At 69.3% G+C, this 18494-nt stretch carries 13 protein-coding genes; 5 read left to right on the top strand and 8 right to left on the bottom strand.

The features are described from left to right. Positions 1-87: 87 nt before the first annotated feature. Positions 88-612 (top strand): MarR family winged helix-turn-helix transcriptional regulator, encoded by a 525-nt coding sequence (locus tag ACFC0Z_RS06225; protein WP_376433225.1) that lies wholly within the window; start codon positions 88-90, stop codon positions 610-612. 1482 nt (positions 613-2094) lie between these two features. On the opposite strand, the gene ACFC0Z_RS06220 is transcribed toward ACFC0Z_RS06225, so the two are convergent. Then, positions 2095-2610 (bottom strand): hypothetical protein, encoded by a 516-nt coding sequence (locus tag ACFC0Z_RS06220; RefSeq protein WP_376433223.1) that lies wholly within the window; start codon positions 2608-2610, stop codon positions 2095-2097. Positions 2611-3197: 587 nt separating this feature from the next. Here ACFC0Z_RS06220 and ACFC0Z_RS06215 point away from each other — a divergent pair. Beyond that, on the top strand, positions 3198-4142 hold the full coding sequence (locus ACFC0Z_RS06215; RefSeq protein WP_376433221.1) for an endonuclease/exonuclease/phosphatase family protein: 945 nt from the start codon (positions 3198-3200) through the stop codon (positions 4140-4142). A gap of 266 nt (positions 4143-4408) precedes the next feature. Next, positions 4409-6268 carry a ricin-type beta-trefoil lectin domain protein gene (locus ACFC0Z_RS06210; protein ID WP_376433497.1) on the top strand — a complete coding sequence of 620 codons (1860 nt, stop codon included), beginning with the start codon at positions 4409-4411 and terminating at the stop codon, positions 6266-6268. A 106-nt stretch (positions 6269-6374) separates the two neighbouring features. Here the strand turns inward: ACFC0Z_RS06210 and ACFC0Z_RS06205 are convergent, their stop codons facing one another. The 6 genes from ACFC0Z_RS06205 to ACFC0Z_RS06180 form a co-directional block, all read right to left on the bottom strand. After that, entirely contained in the window at positions 6375-7361 is a 987-nt protein-coding gene (locus ACFC0Z_RS06205; RefSeq protein WP_376433219.1) for an N-acetylglucosamine kinase, read from the bottom strand. Next, positions 7352-8617 carry a 6-phospho-beta-glucosidase gene (locus ACFC0Z_RS06200; RefSeq protein WP_376433217.1) on the bottom strand — a complete coding sequence of 422 codons (1266 nt, stop codon included), beginning with the start codon at positions 8615-8617 and terminating at the stop codon, positions 7352-7354. Before ACFC0Z_RS06200 ends, ACFC0Z_RS06205 begins: the two co-directional genes overlap by 10 nt. A 5-nt stretch (positions 8618-8622) precedes the next feature. Further along, the gene (locus ACFC0Z_RS06195) at positions 8623-9519 is read right to left on the bottom strand and encodes a carbohydrate ABC transporter permease (RefSeq protein ID WP_376433215.1); all 897 of its coding nucleotides are present in this window, start codon (positions 9517-9519) and stop codon (positions 8623-8625) included. 2 nt (positions 9520-9521) lie between these two features. Further along, on the bottom strand, positions 9522-10403 hold the full coding sequence (locus tag ACFC0Z_RS06190) for a carbohydrate ABC transporter permease (protein ID WP_376433495.1): 882 nt from the start codon (positions 10401-10403) through the stop codon (positions 9522-9524). A gap of 181 nt (positions 10404-10584) precedes the next feature. Then, positions 10585-11922 carry an ABC transporter substrate-binding protein gene (locus ACFC0Z_RS06185; RefSeq protein ID WP_376433213.1) on the bottom strand — a complete coding sequence of 446 codons (1338 nt, stop codon included), beginning with the start codon at positions 11920-11922 and terminating at the stop codon, positions 10585-10587. 108 nt (positions 11923-12030) lie between these two features. Next, positions 12031-13245 (bottom strand): ROK family protein, encoded by a 1215-nt coding sequence (locus ACFC0Z_RS06180; RefSeq protein ID WP_376433211.1) that lies wholly within the window; start codon positions 13243-13245, stop codon positions 12031-12033. A gap of 251 nt (positions 13246-13496) precedes the next feature. Between ACFC0Z_RS06180 and ACFC0Z_RS06175 the strand changes: the two genes are divergently transcribed. Together ACFC0Z_RS06175 and ACFC0Z_RS06170 are read left to right on the top strand one after the other, a co-directional pair. Continuing rightward, positions 13497-14924 carry a chitosanase gene (locus ACFC0Z_RS06175; RefSeq protein WP_376433209.1) on the top strand — a complete coding sequence of 476 codons (1428 nt, stop codon included), beginning with the start codon at positions 13497-13499 and terminating at the stop codon, positions 14922-14924. A gap of 221 nt (positions 14925-15145) precedes the next feature. Beyond that, complete coding sequence (locus ACFC0Z_RS06170) at positions 15146-16411, top strand: ROK family protein (protein ID WP_376433207.1); 1266 nt, start codon at positions 15146-15148, stop codon at positions 16409-16411. Positions 16412-16543: 132 nt separating this feature from the next. Here ACFC0Z_RS06170 and ACFC0Z_RS06165 read toward each other — a convergent pair whose 3' ends face one another. Beyond that, entirely contained in the window at positions 16544-18463 is a 1920-nt protein-coding gene (locus ACFC0Z_RS06165; protein ID WP_376433206.1) for a glycosyl hydrolase family 8, read from the bottom strand. Between the last annotated feature and the right edge of the window lie 31 nt (positions 18464-18494).

Here is an 18494-nt window from a genome sequence, read left to right as displayed (position 1 = left end):
CCACACCGCTAGAATTAGTCAAGCAACCAGACCACTTTATAGTCAAGCCCCCTGACGAAACCACTCGGCGGAAAGGCCCCCCACCCCATGACCACCAAACCCACCACCCCCGGCCCCGCAGACACCACCAGCCCGCCCAACACGGCCGACTCCCCCGACACAACCGGCGCCACCGACACGACACCCCGGGTCCCGCTGCCTACCCTTCTCGCCCAGGCCAGAGACCTCACCATCGAACAACTCCACCAACAACTCCACGCCGAAGGCTTCACCCACATCCGCTACCGCCACGGCTCCGTCTTCCGCTTCATCGACCCCGACGGAACCCGCCTCACCACCCTCGCCGAACGCTCCGGCCTCACCAAACAAGCCATCGCCGAAATCGTCGACGAACTCACCCACCACGGCTACACCGAGAAAACCCCCGACCCCACCGACCGCCGCGCCAAACTCATCCGCCTCACCCCCCAAGGCCAAGCCGGCCAACAAGCCGCCAACCGCATCCTCACCACCATGGAACACACCTGGGCCCACCACTACGGCACCCACACCATCACCACCCTCCGCACCACCCTCGAACACATCACCACCCACACCCACCACCAGCCATAACACCCCAACCCCCGACACACAGAACCCAACCCCCACCCAAACACACCCCACTCGAGGTCCACTGGAGCTAGGATCGAGGCCGACCGAAGACGGAACCGACCGACCGCACAAACCCCACCGGCACCGCGAAGACACCCAAGCAGCGCCGGAACAGACCAGAACAACACACAGGCCCGGCCACACACCCACCCCAGATCAAGCCTGCGCCGCAACAGGGTCAGACAATGCAGGCCGGAACAGGCCGAGCGATCGTCAATCCTGGGCTTGGACCAGCTTGAGGCGCCGGCCCCGAAGCGGTACGCGGACGGGGCCGCCAGCGCCATGATCCGCCATGCCCAACCAGCCTCTGATGACCGCTCGGTGAGGGCTTCGACGATCCCGTGCTGTCGCAGCCGAACGGGAAACATCGGCCCCAGACGGGCAGACAAGCATGCATAGCCTCTGGCGGAAGCAGATCTCCTGGCCGAAGACCCGTCTATCAAGGCTTCCATGCGCTGTCAGGCCAATTGGCCTGCAGCCAGCCCAGCTTGGAAAGGGGGCTCGCTGGTCCCAGTCACGCTTGGCCGGGCGTCGCCACCAGCCCGGCGCCTTCGACAAGCACAGCCGAGAGCGAGGCACCGCGGCCGTTCGGGCTCCTTCGCGTACCCGTACGCGCGTGCGGCGTTCTGCGATGATGCCAGCGCTGCCGGTGTAGCCGGGATCAAGAAGTGAGCCGTCGGGGGGCCTAGATGGACGACTTCCGCGTGAGTCGAGAAATGCCGTTCGCAGAGTGGAGGAACCCTGCGATCACTGCCGGTGTCCATGCCAGGTGCACCACTCCTCGCGGAGAGGTGACCCTGATCCGGCAACGCGGCCCACGGACCCGCCCGGAGGACCATGCCGATGCGGTGGAGAGCTGGACGGTGTCCCTACGAGACGGAGAGGCCGCACTCCAGGTCCACCGGCTCGTGCCACAGCGGCCGCCGATGCGGAGGCGGATGCGGAAGGGCTGCGAGGGCGAAGTGGACGGGGAACCGTTTCGTTTCACCGGCACGTCCGCGCTACGGCGCTCTCGCCGATCGGTCACGTACGAAGGACCCACGATCGATGTCCGGATCGTGCCGCGCGCGTTCAGCCTCCGACTTATCGAGCAGGGGGAGGAGGTCGGATTCCGCTCGTTCAGCAATCAGTGGGAGCTGGCGAACCCCACGGATCACGCCGTACTGGCCGTCTGTCTCTTCGAGTGGGCCGGGTTGGAGGACCTGCTCAGGACACCCATACTCCGGGACCTGTGACGGACCAGCGCATGCTTCGTCATTCAACACCACCGGGAAACCTCAAAACAGCCAGCTCGTCGGCAGGTTGGAAAGGACTCCCTGGCTGCCACGGTCTTCATCGTTACGCGTGCGTGTCCAGCTCACGATCAACACCACCAGCGCGGAAAAGGTTCAGAAGTGACCTCCAGTCATGGGTGGCCGCCTCCGAGAAAGAGCCCGCAGCGATCTACAGCTGAACGTCGGGATCGATCGCCCTCACCACGTGGCCATCCGCGGTTCCCCCCGTGCATGTCCAGACCGGGGTCTCATGGACGTAACCGACATGCAGGCCGCGGCGGTGCTCGCCGCAGACGGGCCAGGCCACGAAGTAGTGGCTCATGACGAACTCCTGCACCCCTTCTGCCATGGCGCACAGAACGTCTGCCGAATCGGGTGTGGAGACCTCTGCCGACTTGATGTGGACCACGCCGACCGGTCCCATCTCCGGGTCGCGCACGTAGGTGAGGTAAGTGAAGTCGTCGCCGGTGGTGGCTCTCCCGATGTCCTGCTCCACCGATTTACTGACCGTCTCGAACGCTGATCTCGCCATGGAGAAGGTTCGCGCGGTCCAGGAATCACAGAACTCCGATTCCGGTACTTCTCCACGCTCGTCGTACAGCTCGGTCATCCACGTCAGCACCTCCTCGGGGAGTTCCTCCCCGTGCCGCCAGACCGCTCGCAGCATCCGGTCCTGCCAGTCCAAGAAGCTCGACATTATCGTTGCCCTCCAACGGCAATGAAAGCCAGAGGAGAAACAGCTACCCGCTACTCCCCCGGCGGTGATCAACCCGAAGGGTCTCAGATGAAGAGACCTCAGACGTTCGGAGTCGGGTTCTCATGGAGACGTTCACGACGGTGAGCATCCCGCTGAACTCAGCGTTGCCCACCCCGTCGAACCACAAGACCACCCATAGACTTGCGCCTCCTCCGGTCCGCCTCCGATCGCCCCTTCTTGTTCGAGACAACCAGGAGCCACGAAACACACAGGCCGCCCCTGGACTTCCCGGTGCAGATCCCGCGGATGCCGAGGGTGTAGTCCTTCACCGCATTCATCTGATCGCGGTAGTTCAGCTCACCGCTGGTGTCCGACTGACCGATCAGGAGCATGACCAGTCACCCAGCCGGAAACCATCCGTCGACCGAATTCGTCCTGTTCAGGTGGACGACCGGGGAAAACCGAGGGTACGGAGGCAGGGGCGGATGGGCGCGGCAGGGCTCGCAGGGGAACCGGGCGCAGGGCGCCGGCGGTGGATACGGCGGGCGCCGAGCGGGCGAGCGCGTCGAGGGTGGGTGCTCGTGGGCCTCGGCGTGGCGGCCGCGGTGCTGCTCGCGCTGCACCCCATCGTCCCGAACACGCCGGGGCGGGTGGGCAGTCTGCTGGAGACCTTCCTGTTCTGGTTCGGCCCTTTCAGTGTGGTGCTGATCCTCTGCGCGGCCGTGCGGGCGACCCGTACGGCCCGCACGTCCCGTGCCGTTCCCGCCGCCGTCCTCGCCCCCGCCGTGGTCTGGGCCGTCGCCTTCGGTCCGCTGCTGCTCCCCGCGCCCCCTCCCGGCGCGCGCGAGCTCACCGTCGCGCAGCACAACGTCGCCGACGACAACGCCGATCCGCTCGGCACAGCCCGAGTCCTCGCCGACAGCGGCGCCGACCTGATCGCCCTCCAGGAGCTGGTCGATCCGGCCCTGGCTGTCTATCGCAGCGAGCTCGCGTCCCGGTACCCGTACCACTCCGTGCAGGGCACCGTCGGCCTCTGGTCCCGCCATCCGCTCGCCACCACCCAGGCCCTGGACATCAGGCCGGCGAGTGTCCCCGAGCCGTGGCAGCGGGCGCTGCGGGCCGAGGTGCGCACACCCTTCGGGGCGGTCGCGGTGTACGTCGTCCACCTGCCGTCCGTCCGGCTCGGTCCGGGTGGGTTCGCCTCCGCCCGGCGTGATGAGAGCGCCGAACGACTCGGGAGGATCCTGGCGGAGGAGAGGTCCGGCCGGGTCGTCCTGGCGGGCGACCTCAACGGGACCGTCGACGACCGCGGCCTCGCTCCGCTGACCTCGCGCCTGAACTCCCCCGCCCGCGGCCTCGCCCTGAGCTACCCGGCCGCCGTCCCGGTGGCTCGCATCGACCAGGTCCTCGCGCGCGGCTGTCGTCTGCCCGAGATCAGCACGCTCCCCGTCACCGGGAGCGACCACCTTCCCGTCCTGGCCCGGATCGCGCTGGACACGCCAGGGCCGGTGGCCCGCTAAGGGGTCCCGCGCGGCGCCACCGTCTTCGGAACTTGTACGCAGGAGAGGTTGACGGGTGCCCGGCATCTTCATAAGTTCACCACTTGATAAAAGTCTTGTCGTTCGGTGAGGGACGTGACGGCCCGGGCGAGCCCTGGCCTCGACGAAAGGATTGTCAGGTGCACCTCAAGCACGCGAAGTGTGAGAAGCGCGAGAAGCACGCAGTCGGTTTACGGCTCCGCGGGCGCTCGCGCCCTCGGTCCGCCGCCGCCCTCCTCGCCCGGGTCATCGCCGGCCCCCTCGCCGGCGTCCTCGTGGCGGCGGGTCTGGTCCTCGCCGCGCCCGGCACCGCCCGGGCCGCCGGTGAACGAGTGGACGTCTGGCTCACCACCACCTCCGACAGCGGGGGCCGGGTCGTCACCCGCGGACTCGCCCCGCAGGCCCCGCTCGCCTTCGGCCCCTCGGGCGGGAGCGCGACGCACACGATCACGGTCGACGAGTCCACCACGTATCAACGGTTCGAGGGCGGCGGCGCCTCGATCACCGACACCACCGCCCATCTCCTGCGCGGCGGGGCGATCAGCGCGACCACCCGCGACGAGGTGATGCGCAAGCTCTTCTCGCCGTCCGACGGGATCGGGCTGTCCTTCGTCCGCAACCCCATCGGCGCCTCGGACCTCTCCCGTCCGGGCCACGTCTCCCTCGACGACACCTGCTGCGACCTGAGCGACTTCGGCGCCAACGGCTACGACACGAACGTACGACTGCTGACGTCGCAGGCCAAGCAGCTCAACCCGGCGCTGCGGGTCAAGGGCGTGCCGTGGAGCGCCCCCGGCTGGATGAAGGACAACGGCCGGATGGACCAGATGGGCTATCTGAAGTGGGAGTACTACCCGGCCTACGCCCAGTACCTGGTCAAGTACGTCCAGAGCTACCAGGCGGCCGGCGTCACGGTCGACTACCTCTCCGTGCAGAACGAACCGAACTGCTGCCAGGCCGGCAACCCCACCGCCATGAACTACCCCGGCATGAGCTGGAACCCCTCCGGACTCGTCGAGTTCACCAAGAACCACGTCTACCCGGCCTTCCGGGCCGCCGGAATCACCACCAAGGTCCTGGTCCACGACTGGAACTACGGCGACTACGCCAACTTCGGGGCGGCGATCCTCGGTGACGCGGGCGTCCGCAACGACCCCCTCTTCGGGGGCATCGCCTGGCACGGCTACTTCGGCGACCCCGCCGTCGGCAGCCAGGTCCACGACCAGTACCCGTCGGTACGGCAGTTCAGCACCGAGCACTCCGGCGGCACCTGGATCGCGAACCAGCACAACGAGGACCTCAAGGACATCGTCTCCTACGCCCGCAACTGGAGCAGCAGCCTGGTCAAGTGGAGCCTGGCGCTCAACCAGGACATGGGCCCGCACAACGGGGGCTGTGGCACGTGCACCGGGCTGATCACCGTGCAGGACGGCGGTGCCCGGGCCGGGCAGGTCGACTACACGATCGAGTACTACACCACGGGGCACCTCACCAAGTTCGTACGGCCGGGGGCGTACCGCATCGCCTCGACGGACAACGCGACCGTGCAGAACGTGGCCTGGCGCAACCCCGACGGCTCCAAGGCGCTGATCGCGCACAACGGCGGCGGCTCGGCGCAGTCGGTACGCGTTGACTGGGGCGGCCAGTCCTTCACGTACGCCCTGCCGGCCCGCACCACCGCCACCTTCACCTGGTCCGGGGCGCCGGGCGGCGGCGCGCCGGCCGGGGCGCTGACCGGGCTCGCGGGCAAGTGCCTTGACGTGGCGGGCGCGTCGAACGCCGACGGCACCGCCGTCCAGCTCTACACCTGCAACGGCTCGGCCGCCCAGCGGTGGACGCTGGCCGCCGACGGCACGATCCGGGCCCTCGGCAAGTGCCTCGACGTCACCGGCGGCGCGGTCGCCGACGGGACGAAGGTGCAGCTCTACGCCTGCAACGGAACCGGGGCCCAGCGGTGGACTTACAACGCCGCCACCCATGACGTCGTCAACACGGCCGCCGACAAGTGCCTGGACGTCACCGGCAACAGCTCGGCGGACGGGACGCGGGCACAGATCTGGTCCTGCACCGGCGGCGCCAACCAGAAGTGGACCCACCAGCCGTCCTGAGCCCCTCCAACCCGGACCCGACAGCAGGGAGGTGACCGTCGGCTCGGCGGTCCCTCCCTCGTCCGTCTCCTCCTCTACGAGCTCACCTCGGCGTCCTGCGTCTCGCTCAGGCCCGATAGTGCTCTCGGAGGCGGGCCGCCGCCGTGGCGGGTGCCGCCGTCTCGTCCAGGGCGAGGAGTCCCGCCCCCAGGACCGGTGGGGCCGTGACGAAGCGGATCGTGGCCTTCGGGGCGCGGGCCGTGAGGAGTTCGGTGATCCGGTCCTCCAGCTGTGGGTGCCGGGCCGCGAGCACGCTGCCGCCGAGCATCACCGGGGCCTCCTCGTCGAGCAGGTCAAGTCGGCCGAGTGCCACCGCGGCCAGCGCGACGACCTCTTCGGCCAGTCGGTGGACGAGGGCCAGGGCGACCTGGTCGCCGGCCGCCGCGACGCGGAACAGGATCGGCGTCAGCTCGTAGCGCCGCTCGTGCGGGATGTGGCCGAGGTGCAGTGCCTCGATGAGTTCGGCCATGGTCAGCAGATCGAAGTGCGCGGGAAGGGCGCGTGCGAGGTCGGTCGGTTCGCCGCGTCCGTCCTCGGCCCGTGCCGCGTGCCAGAGCGCCTCCAAGGAGAGTCCGGCACCTCCGCCCCAGTCGCCGGAGATCTTTCCGACGGCGGCGAAGCGGGCGGTCCGTCCGTCGGGGGTCATCCCGACGCAGTTGATCCCCGCTCCGCAGACCACCGCGACCCCGCGCGGCTCGTCGAGCCCGGCCCGCAGTATGGCGAAGGTGTCGTTGTGCACCCGTACCGAGCCGCTCCACCCCCGGGTCAACAGCTCGGACTGGAGCTCGGCCTCCTCCTGGGGCAGGTCGGCGTTGGCGAGGCAGGCGGTGACGTGGGCGAACTCCACCGCCGCACCGGCCGCCGCGCACGCACGCCCGACGATCTCGGCGAGTCCGTCGACGGCCGTTGCCACGCCCACGGTCTGTGGTTGGAAGCCGCCGCCGCGCGCCGTTCCGAGGACGGTTCCGTCCGGGGTGAGGACGGCGGCGTCGGTCTTGCTGTTTCCGGCGTCGATCGCGAGGAGTGCTCGGGCGGGGGCGGTGGTCAGGCCCATGCGAGGTGCTCCCGGTTGTGTGCGATCAGCCGGTCGGTGAGGCCTTCGGCAAGGGTGTACTGGCCGACGAGGGGGTGGGCCAGGAGAGCGGCGAAGACGCGGTCGCGGCCGCCGCGCAGGGCCGCGTCGAGGGCGAGGTCCTCGTAGGCGGTGACGTTCGCGATCAGCCCCGCGTACAGCGGGTCGACCTGTGCCACCGGCAGGGGGGCCGCGCCGTACGGGCCGACCGCCGCCTGCGTCTCGATGACGGCGTCGTCCGGCAGGAACGGCAGCGTGCCGTTGTTGTACGTGTTCACCACCTGGTACGGCGATCCGCCCCCGCCCAGCAGGGCGGCCGCCAGGTCCACCGCCGCCTCCGAGTAGAACGCCCCGCCCCGCTTGCCGAGCAGCGCCGGCTTCTCGTCGAGCGCCGGGTCCCCGTACATCTCCAGGAGCTCCCGCTCCATCGCCGCGACCTCGGCCGCCCGTGAAGGCTTGGTGGCGAGTTCCTCGACGACCTCGTCGTGGGCGTAGAAGTAGCGCAGGTAGTAGGAGGGGACGACGCCGAGGCGGTCCATGACCAGGCGCGGAAGGCGGAGGTCGGCGGCGATGGCACCGCCGTGTTCGGCGAGCAGCCGCGGCAGCACGTTCTCGCCCTCGGGGCCGCCGAGCCGTACGCCCGTCTCCCAGGTCAGGTGGTTGAGGCCTACGTGGTCGAGGTGGATCTCGGCTGGGGCGACGTCGAGGAGCTTCGCGAACTTGCGCTGGAAGCCGATGGCCACGTTGCACAGGCCCACCGCCTTGTGCCCGGCCCCCAGCAGGGCGCGCGTGACGATGCCGACGGGGTTGGTGAAGTCGATGATCCAGGCGTCCGGGTTGGTACGGCGGACCCGCTCGGCGATGTCCAGGACGACGGGGACCGTGCGCAGCGCCTTGGCCAGGCCTCCGGCGCCGGTGGTCTCCTGACCGACGCAGCCGCCCTCAAGCGGCCAGGTCTCGTCCTGGTTCCGGGCCGCCTGCCCGCCCACCCGCAGCTGCAACAGCACCGCATCGGCGCCCTCGACCCCGGCGTCCAGATCGCTCGTGGTGACGATCCGGCCGTCATGGCCCTGCTTGGCGAAGATCCGCCGAGCCAGCCCGCCCACCAACTCCAGGCGCTCCGCGTCCGGATCCACGAGCACCAGCTCCGTGACGGGCAGGGTGTCACGCAGCCGCGCGAACCCGTCGATCAGCTCGGGGGTATAGGTGGAACCGCCCCCCACAACAGCGAGCTTCATGTCTTTCAGCCCTTCACTCCGGTCAGGGTGACTCCCTCGACGAACGCCTTCTGCGCGAAGAAGAACACGAGGATCACGGGGGCCATGACCAGTACGGTCGCGGCCATGGTCAGGTTCCAGTCGGTATGGTGCGCGCCCTTGAAGGACTCCAGGCCGTAGCTGAGCGTCCAGGCGGCGGGGTTCTCTGAGGCGTAGATCTGCGGTCCGAAGTAGTCGTTCCAGCAGTAGAAGAACTGGAAGAGGGCTACGGCGGCGATGCCCGGCTTGGCCATCGGCAGGACGACGCGCAGGAGGGTGCGGAACTCGCCGCAGCCGTCGATCCGCGCGGCCTCGACGTACTCGTCGGGGATGGTCAGCAGGAACTGGCGCAGCAGGAAGACGGCGAAGGCGTCCCCGAAGGCCATGGGGATGATCAGCGGCCAGAGGGACCCGGAGAGGTCCATCTGCTTGGCCCAGAACAGGTACATCGGGATGATCACGACCTGGGGCGGCAGCATCATCATCGAGATCACGAGCAGCAGCGACAGGTGCCTGCCGCGGAAGCGGAACTTGGCGAGCGCGTACGCCACCGGGATGGACGACACGACGACGAGGGCGGTGCCGAGTCCCGCGTACAGGAGCGAGTTCTTCCACCAGGTGAGGAATCCCGGCGTTTCGAAGACCCGGACGTAGTTGTCCCAGTGCCAGGAGTTCGGGGTCAGGTCCCGGGTGAGCGCCTGGTGGTCGCTCATGAGGGAGGTGAGGAAGACGAAGACGAACGGGAGCACGAAGAACAGGGCTGTGGCGACGCCGAGGGCGTGTACGGCGATCCAGTGCAGGAGTGCCTTGCGGCGGGCCCTCTTCTCGGCGGGGGCCGCGGCTGTGGTGGTGATGGCGGCGGTGGGGGTGGTGGTGGCGGTCATGGTCAGTCACCCGAGCCGATCAGGCCGCCGCGCCGACGCATGAGCAGCGCGGTGAAGGCCATGGAGAGGACGAAGAGCACGAGCGCCACCACGCACGCGGCGCCGTAGTTGAACTGGCTGAAGCCGAGGCTCTGGACGAGCTGCGGGAGGGTGAGCGTGGAGTCGTCCGGATAGCCGGGCTGGAAGGTCACGCCGGAGCCGCCCATCACGCCCGAGGCGACCTTGGAGGCCACGATCGGCTGCGTGTAGTACTGCATCGCGCCGATGATCCCGGTGACGACCGCGAAGAGCACGATCGGTGCGATGTTGGGCAGCGTGATGTAGCGGAATCGCTGCCACGCGGAGGCGCCGTCCAGCTCGGCGGCCTCGTACTGCTCCTTCGGTACGTCGAGGAGCGCGGCCATGAAGATGACCATGAGGTCGCCGACGCCCCACACGGCGAGGACGGTCAGGGCCGGCTTGGCCCAGTCCGCGTCGTTGAACCAGGCGGGGCCGGGGATGCCGATGGCTTCGAGGAGCGAGTTGACCGGGCCGGTGCCGGGGTTCAGGAGGAAGACGAACGCGAGGGTCGCCGCGACGGGCGGGGCCAGGTATGGCAGGTAGAAGAGGGTGCGGAAGACGCCGGCGCCTGTCTTGATCTTCGTGATGAGCAAGCCGACACCGAGGCCGAAGACGACGCGGCAGGAGACCATGACGACGCAGAGCCACAGGGTGTTCTGCATCGCGGGCCAGAACTTGGGGAGGTCGGAGAGGACGTACGTCCAGTTCTCCAGGCCCCGCCAGACGGGCGGGTTGAGTCCGTCGTACCGCATGAACGAGAAGTAGACGGTGGCGACGAGCGGATAGGCGAAGAAGAAGCCGAAGCCGATCAGCCAGGGCGACATGAACAGGGCGGTGCGCAGCGCGTCGCGCCGGCGCTTCGATCGGAGCGTGTTCCGTCGTGGGTCGTCGCGTCGCGGGTCGTCGCGTCGCGGGCTGTTCCGTCGCTTCGGGATGGCGGCGGCCGAGACCGCCGTGTCGTTCGTGGGCAGGGGGTGTGTGGTCATGGCCGCGTGGTCCCGGCCGTCACTTCGCCGCGGCGATGTCGCGGTCGATCTGCGCCGCCGTGTCGGCGAGACCCTTCTTGAGGTCGGTGACCTGCCCCTTCTCGTACTTGTGGGCGAGGTCGGACAGGGTCTCCTGGTACGCGGCGCCGTTCACGGCGCCGGCCATGGTGGTCGACTCGGGGTGCTGGGCGATCTCCAGGAAGGTCTTGAAGCGGTCGTCGAACTTCAGGTTCGGCGACTTGAGCGCCTCCAGGGTGGAGGGGACGTTGCCGATGCCGTTGGCGAAGGCGACGACGGCCTCGGTGTCCGTGGTCATGTACTTGACCAGCTCCCAGGCGGCGTTCTGCTTCTTCGACTGCGGCGCGATGCCCATGATCGTGCCGGAGAGGTAGCCCTTGCCGTACTCGGCCACCTCGTCGTCGGCGACCGGGAGCGGCGCGACGCCGACCTCGAAGCCGACCTTGGCCTCCTTGAGGAAGTTCAGCCGCCACTCCCCGTCCAGCTGCATCGCGACCTGGCCGGTGTGGAAGGGGTGCTTGGCACCCCACTCGTCGCCGAAGGTCGTGCGGTACTTGTCGAGCTTCTGGAAGCCGCCCAGGGCGTCCACCAGCGACTTCTGGTACGTCATCATCTCGGCGAAGCCGGGGTCCTTGGCGACGTTCGACTTGCCCTGCTCGTCGAAGTAGGTGTGGTCCCACTGGGACATGTAGTGCTCGACGACGGTCTCGTAGCCGAGGTAGTTCGGCATGAAGCCGAGCTGTTCGTAGGAGTCCCCCTTGGTCTTCGTCAGCTTCTTGGCGACCTCGGTGAACTCGGACCAGGTCTTCGGCGGGGCCGCGATGCCGGCCTTCTCGAAGGCGTCCTTGTTGTAGTAGAGGCCGTACGCGTCGGAGAGCAGCGGCAGCGAACAGCGCTTGCCCTCGAACTGGGTGTACTCCTGGAGGACCTTCGGGAAGAGCTTGTCGAGGTCCAGCTTGTCCTTCTCGATGAACGGCTTGAGGTCGGCCAGGGCGCCGGAGGAACAGAACTTGCCGACGTTGGAGGTCGTGAAGGAGGCGACGACGTCGGGTCCGTTGGAGCCGCCCGCGCGCAGCGCCTGGCCGAGCTTGTCGTCGTTGATGTTGCCGACGACGTTCACCTTGATGTTCGGGTGGGCCTTGGTGAAGCGGGCGACGTTGTCCTTGATCGCCTTGACCTCGGAGGGCGCCGACCAGCCGTGCCAGAAGGTGATCGTGGTCGGCGCGTTCGGGTCGTCACCGGCCTTGTTCTCGGAGGAACCGGTGCAGGCGGACGCGAAGAGGGCGAGCGAGGCGGTGGCGGCGAGCGCGACGGCCGTTCGGCGGGTGATCACGGACATGGCGATGTCTCCCTGTGACGGAGGGGCGGATGAGGGGGAAATGACGGGGAGGGTGACGGGGGATGACGAGGACGGAGGAATGACAGGGGGAGGACGGAGGTCGCAGGGTCAGCGCGCGGTGTCGAAGACCTCGTCGCGCGTGGCCGCGAGGGCGCTTTCCAGGGCTCCGCGCAGCACCGGCAGACGGGGGACGGCGGCGAGGACGAGTCGTGGTTGGGAGGCGGAGAGTTCCGCCAGTTGGGACTGGACGCGGGAGCGGAGGGGTTCGCCGCCGGCGACGAGGGCGGCGCCGGACAGGACGATGAGTTCGGGGTCGAGTACGGCCACGAGCGAGGCGAGTCCGGTGGCGACGCGCTCGGCGTACGTGTCGAGCAGCTCCGCGTACCGGAGGTCGTCCCCGTGCGTCTCGGCGGCCCGCGCCAGCAGACCGCTCGCGACCTGCACGTACGGATGGTCGGGCGTGTCGATCCCGGCGGCACGGGCCATCCTCGGCACGGCCTGCACGCCGGCGAGCTCCTGGAAACCGCCCGAGTTGGCCTTGGTGACCTGCCGGACGAGCGGGGTGCCGGGGACCGGCAGGAATCCGACTTCGCCGGCGCCGCCGGTGAAGCCGCGGTGCAGCCGTCCCCCGAGGACGAGGGCGGCGCCCAGCCCCGCTTCGTTCCACAGCAGGGCGAAGTCCTCGTGGCCGCGGGCGGCGCCCAGGCGTTGTTCGGCCATCGCGACGAGGTTGACGTCGTTCTCGTAGGCGAACGGCATGGGCAGGACGGCGGCGAGCTCCTCCAGGAGGGTGGGGGAATGCCAGCCGGGCAGGTGGGAGGCGTACCGGAGTCTGCCAGTGCTCGGGTCGAAGGCGCCGGGGGTGCCGATGACCAGGCGCCGTACGTCGCTCCGGGTGAGCCCGGCCGCCTCGGCGGCTCCGTCGAGGGCGTCGGTGACCTGCCGGACCACGCCGTCCTCGGTACGGCCTGCGGTGCGCAGCTCGTACTCGCCGACGATCTCGCCGGTGACGGCGGCGATCGCGGCGTGGATGCGGTGCTCGTTGACGTCGAGCCCGCCGGCGTACGCGGCCCGCGCGTTCACCGCGTAGAGCTGCGCGTTGGGGCCCGGCCGGCCTTCCGTGGTGCCGGTGGCGACGACGAGCCCGTCTGCCTCCAGCCGTGCGAGTAGCTGCGAAGCGGTCGGCTTCGAGAGGCCGGTGAGTTTGCCGATCCGGGTCCGCGAGAGCGGTCCGTGTTCCAGGAGCAGGTCCAGGGCCGCGCGGTCGTTCATGGCCCGCAGCACGCGCGGGGTGCCGGGGGCTCCCGGGGTTGTGGTGGCCATGAGGAATGCACCTGCCCTTCCGAGCGGTTCGGTTCCGGCCGTTCCGCTCTCTGCCGGGGGCCGCAGCACACTGTTAGGAAAGTTTCCTATCGGGTGAGAGGAAACTAGGGGTCTCGTTGCGGGGGCGTCAATACCCGCGAGCACAAGAAGACTTCGGGGCGACCAAAGCGTTACGCGACGGCGGGTCCACCCTTGCCCAGCACGACCGCCCTGTCTCGTAAAGGTTCTTTACTAACACCCTCGGCCTCCCTATGCTCGGCGCCCGGGTCCTCCCCGAGGCGGTTCCGTACGGTTCCGTCGGCGGACCCGTACGCCACCCGCGCCTCCGGCCGGCATGGAGAGCGGCACCATCGCGGCCTGACCCCGATGCCCCCTCCCCCTCCACCACCCCCGCTCGCCGCTCCCCCGCTCCCCCGCACTGTCAAAAACCTTCCGCACCCGAGAGGAATCCCATGTCCCCGCGCAAAACTCGGCATCGCTCCACCGCCACAGCCGCAGCCACCGCCGTCACCGCGAGCGCCCTCCTGGCCGCGCTCGGCACCCTCACCCCGGCCACCGCCGCGACCGGGAACCTCGCGCTCAACAGGCCGGTCACCGTCTCCTCGACCGAGGCGAGCACCTTCGGCGGCTCCAAGGCCGTCGACGGTTCGGCATCCACCCGTTGGGCCAGCGCCGAGGGCGTCGACAACCAGTGGATACGGATCGACCTCGGCAGCAGTACGACGCTGAACCGCGTGGTCCTCAAGTGGGAGGCCGCCTACGCCAAGGCGTACCGGGTCGAGGTGTCGAACGACGGCAGCACCTGGAGCCAGCTCTACTCGACGACCTCGGGCAACGGCGCCACCGACGACCTGACCGTCAACGGCACCGGCCGCTACCTGCGCGTCTTCGGCACGCAGCGCGCCACCTCGTACGGCTACTCGCTCTGGGAGGTCGAGGCGTACGGCGGCGGGGCGACGACCCCGCCGCCTTCCACCGGCACCAACCTCGACGACCCGGCGAAGAAGGAGGTCGCCATGAAGCTGGTGTCGTCCTTCGAGAACTCCTCCCTCGACTGGCGCGCCCAGTTCTCCTACATCGAGGACATCGGCGACGGCCGCGGGTACACCGCCGGCATCATCGGCTTCTGCTCCGGCACCGGCGACATGCTCGACCTCGTCGAGCGCTACACCGCCGCGAAGCCCGGCAACCCGCTCGCCCCCTACCTGCCCGCCCTGCGCGCGGTCAACGGAACCGACTCGCACCAGGGCCTGGACCCCGGCTTCCCGAACGCCTGGCGTCAGGCCGCCGCGGACCCGGTCTTCCAGGCCACGCAGGAGGCCGAGCGGGACCGCGTCTACTTCAACCCGGCCGTCGGCCAGGCGAAGACGGACGGACTGAAGGCCCTCGGCCAGTTCGCCTACTACGACGCGGCCGTGATGCACGGCGAGGAGGGCTTCCGCAGCATCCGGCGAGTGGCGCTCTCCCGTGCCACCCCGCCGTCCCAGGGCGGTAACGAGACCACGTACCTGCACGCCTTCCTCGACGCCCGCGAGGAGGAGATGCGCAAGGAGGAGGCGCACAGCGACACGACCCGGGTCAGCACCGCTCAGCGCAAGTTCCTCAACGAGGGCAACCTCCACCTCACCACCCCGCTGTCGTGGAGCGTCTACGGGGAGTCGTTCTCGATCTCGCAGTAGCGCGATCCCGCAGTAGCTCGATCCCCCGTAACCGGCCACACGAAGGGCCGCCGGACACCATGCCCGGCGGCCCTTCTTCCGCCATAAGGAACGTTTCCTAACGAGCGCGGGTACGAGGACGCTCAAGGCTCTCGGACCGACCGCACCACAGCCCTTTCCGGCCAATTCGGTACCTGTAGGCTGATCGTTCGAAGTGACGACCACCTGTGCCCGGAGGGCAAGTGACCGATCTCGTCCGCGGGACGCCGCGACTCGTGCGCGCCATCAACGACCGCGCCGCACTGCACCTGCTGCTGCAGCGGGGGGCGCTCACCCGCCCGGAGATCAGCAAGCTGACCGGCCTCTCCAAGCCCACGGCCTCCCAGCTGCTCGCACGCCTGGAGGAAGCGGGCCTGGTGATCGGCAACGGCCTCAGGACCGGGCTGCCGGGCCGAGGCCCGGAGACGTACCGGATCAATCCGGCGGCGGCGTACGTCGCCGCCGTCGACGTCACTCCGGAGTGGATCGCGGCCCGTGCGGCGGACATCACGGGGAAGATCGTCGGAGACGCGGAGACGCGCGTCGCCCGCACCTCGTCGGCGAGCGGGAAGCCCGGGAAGTCAGGGCAGCCGGCGAAGTCCGGTGCTTCCGAGGGGACTTCGCCGGTGGAGTTGCTCCGCGCGGCGCTGGCGCGGGTACCCACGCCCGAGCCGCCGAGGAGTGTCGTCATCGGCATCCAGGGTGCCGTCGACCCGACGACCGGACGGCTCGAATACGCCAGCGAGGAGGACATGGCCGCCTGGCTCGTCCCCGACCTGGACCGGGTGCTCAGCGAAGGGCTCGGCCTGCCCGTCCGCGTCGAGAACGACGTGAACCTCGCCGCGGTGGCGGAGCAGACGCACGCGGCGACCGACTGCCCCGACTTCGTCCTGCTCTGGGCGGACGAAGGGCTGGGGGCGGCCCTCGTCATCGGCGGGCGCCTGCACCGCGGTTTCTTCGGCGGCGCGGGCGAGGTCGGTTATCTCCCGCTCCCCGGTGCGACCACGGCTCGCGACGCGGGCCATTACGGGTGCCATGGCTACCAGGAGCTGGCCGGCGGCGAGAGTGTGCTCAACCTGCTGCGTACGTACGGCGTTCCGGGCGACGACTTCCCTGACGCGGTGACGGAGGCGGTGCGCCTGGCCACCGAGACCTCGGGCAGCCGCGCGGAGGAGGCCCGGGCGGGGCTCCGGGTGGTGGCGGCCCGGCTCGCCGTCGGACTGGCGTCCATCGTGACGGTCGTCGACCCGGGGCTGGTGGTGCTCGCGGGCCGGCTGAGCGCGGCGGGCGGCGAGTACCTGCGCGACCTCGTGGAGCAGGAGGTCCGGGTGCTCGCCCATTCCCGTGCCCGGATCCGGTTGTCGACGATCGTGGGCAACCCCGTGCTGAGCGGGGCTCTGGACCTGGCGCTCGCGGACGCCCGCGAGGAGGTCTTCGGTGCGGCGGTGCAGGGCACCGAGGCGAGGTGATCTCGCGGTCCTGTGAGGCCGGAGGGCCCTGACCGCCGAGTCGAGACGACCGGCGGCCAGGGCCCGGCTACAGCCCGGGGTCGCACCAGAGGGTTACGGCCGAGGGTTACGGCCGAGGGCTACGGCAGAGGGCTACGGCACCCAGTGGTTGCCCGAGGCGGTGATCATGACCTGGAGCTGGATGCTCGCGGAGAAGTAGCTGCCGGTGTCGATCGGCGTCGCCACCATCTTGTTCCAGAGCTTGTCGAGCCAGGCCTGGCTGCCCGCGTCGGTCATCGCGGCGAGCGTGAAGGGGGCGAAGAAGGCCGCCTCGCTGCCCGCCGAGATCTGCGTGCCGTCGAGCTTGTACCCGATGCCGATCTTGTTCGGGTCGCTGCCGGTCTTCGTCTTGATCCAGCTGTTCATCTTGCGCGCCGCCGCGAGGGACTTGGCGTCCCCGCTGGTCACGGCGTCATCGGCGATGCGCCACGGGGTGCGGCAGGCGTTCCACCAGTAGGCCCCGTCGTTGGGGTCTTCCAGGACCTGGCCCGGCGCCGGCTTCGGCGTGGTGTTGGTGTTCACGACGAAGTCGGGCAGCAGACCCGTGCTCGGGGCGTAGGTGTTCTGCAGGTTGGTGATCTGGTTCTGGTGCGCGGTGCGGATGGTGTCCCAGGCGGTGTCGCCGGTCGCCGTGCGGAAGGCGCGGAAGTGGTCGACCATCCAGTCCGACGTACGGGTGATGTAGTAGTACTGGTCTCCCGAGCTGGTCCAGTCGCCGAGCTTCAGCAGGTTCGTCGACGCGTTGATCTCGTCCTTCTTGATCGCGTTGATGTGCTTGATCGCGAGGTCGCGGTAGTTGTACGTGCCGGCGCTGCCCCACTGCTTGTCGGCGAGCAGCAGCCCGTAGGCGACGTCCATGTCGCCGTCGGTGGCTCCGTCGCCGCCGTTGACGCTCCGACAGTTCACGTCCTGCTCGGCGGCGAGGAGGTTCGGGTTGATGGAGGACGGGTGGTCGATCTTCCACTTCACCAGGCCGTCGAAGATCTTCTTGGCGTCCGGGTCGGCGCCCGCCATGGTGGCGGCGATGACCATGCCGTAGCCCTGGGCCTCGGCGACGTACGGGTGGTCGGCGTCGGGCGAGATGACCTGGTACCAGCCGTTGCCGCAGTTCTGCCGGACGAAGGCGGACTTCCAGCGGTTGTAGTAGTCGACGACCTGCTGGTCGAGGGCGGCCGTCGTACCGGAGGGCTTGAGCGTGCCCGCCGCGTACGGCCTGAGGTGGCTGCCGAAGGGGACGGCGGGGCCCGAGCCGGCGGCCGGGGTGGTGACGCCGAGGGTGGTGCTCGCGGCGGACAGGTTGCCGGCGGCGTCCTTCGCCTTGACGGTGTAGGAGTACGCGGTGGACGCGGTCAGACCGGTGTCGGTGTACGAGGTGCCGCTCGCCGTTCCCACGAGGGTCCCGCCGCGGTAGACGTTGTACCCGGTGACGCCCACGTTGTCGGTGGCCGCGTCCCAGGCGAGGGAGACGCTGGTGGGGGCGGTCGCGGTGGTGCGGAGGCCGCCGGGGGCGCTCGGTGCCGTGGTGTCGCCGCCGGTCGCGGGGGAACCGTAGACCTCGAACTCCCAGAGGGAGTAGCCGTACGAGGTGCCTCGGCCGGTTCCGTACATCCGCACGTACCGGCCGGTTCCGGAGACGGTCAGGTCGTCGATCGCCCCGTCGCCGGTGGAGGTCGAGTAGACGTCGGTCCATGTCGAGCCGTCGGCCGAGGTCTGGATCTTGTACGTCTTGCCGTACGCGGCCTCCCAGTTCAGCCTCACCCGGGAGATCGTGTGGCTGGAACCGAGGTCGATCCGCATCCACTGCGGGTCGACGCCCTCGAGGCTCGCCCAGCGGGTGGAGGTGTTGTTGTCGTTGCCCAGTCCGGCCCCGAAACCGGTCGCCTCCACGGAGGAGGCGGTCGCGGGCTTTCCGACGGAGACGAGACCGTCGGCCGCGTGGGCCTGGGGAATCGAGGTGAGGGGCAGGCTCAGCAGGCCGGCCGTGACGATCAGAGGGACGCCTTTTCGGCGCATGACGACTCCTGTTCTTCGGCGGAGCGTTCGA

Source organism: Streptomyces sp. NPDC056144, from assembly GCF_042264145.1.
In the GTDB taxonomy this organism is placed as follows: Bacteria; Actinomycetota; Actinomycetes; order Streptomycetales; family Streptomycetaceae; genus Streptomyces.
This window is presented reverse-complemented; position numbering and strand designations above follow the sequence as displayed.

Excerpts from the sequence above, each read along its gene's own strand:
- ACFC0Z_RS06225 (WP_376433225.1), top strand. The coding sequence starts at position 88 with ATGACCACCAAACCCACCACCCCCGGCCCCGCAGACACCACCAGCCCG.
- ACFC0Z_RS06205 (WP_376433219.1), bottom strand. The coding sequence starts at position 7,361 with ATGGGCCTGACCACCGCCCCCGCCCGAGCACTCCTCGCGATCGACGCC.
- ACFC0Z_RS06200 (WP_376433217.1), bottom strand. The coding sequence starts at position 8,617 with ATGAAGCTCGCTGTTGTGGGGGGCGGTTCCACCTATACCCCCGAGCTG.
- ACFC0Z_RS06195 (WP_376433215.1), bottom strand. The coding sequence starts at position 9,519 with ATGACCGCCACCACCACCCCCACCGCCGCCATCACCACCACAGCCGCG.
- ACFC0Z_RS06190 (WP_376433495.1), bottom strand. The coding sequence starts at position 10,403 with ATGTCGCCCTGGCTGATCGGCTTCGGCTTCTTCTTCGCCTATCCGCTC.
- ACFC0Z_RS06185 (WP_376433213.1), bottom strand. The coding sequence starts at position 11,922 with ATGTCCGTGATCACCCGCCGAACGGCCGTCGCGCTCGCCGCCACCGCC.
- ACFC0Z_RS06180 (WP_376433211.1), bottom strand. The coding sequence starts at position 13,245 with ATGGCCACCACAACCCCGGGAGCCCCCGGCACCCCGCGCGTGCTGCGG.
- ACFC0Z_RS06175 (WP_376433209.1), top strand. The coding sequence starts at position 13,497 with ATGCTCGGCGCCCGGGTCCTCCCCGAGGCGGTTCCGTACGGTTCCGTC.
- ACFC0Z_RS06165 (WP_376433206.1), bottom strand. The coding sequence starts at position 18,463 with ATGCGCCGAAAAGGCGTCCCTCTGATCGTCACGGCCGGCCTGCTGAGC.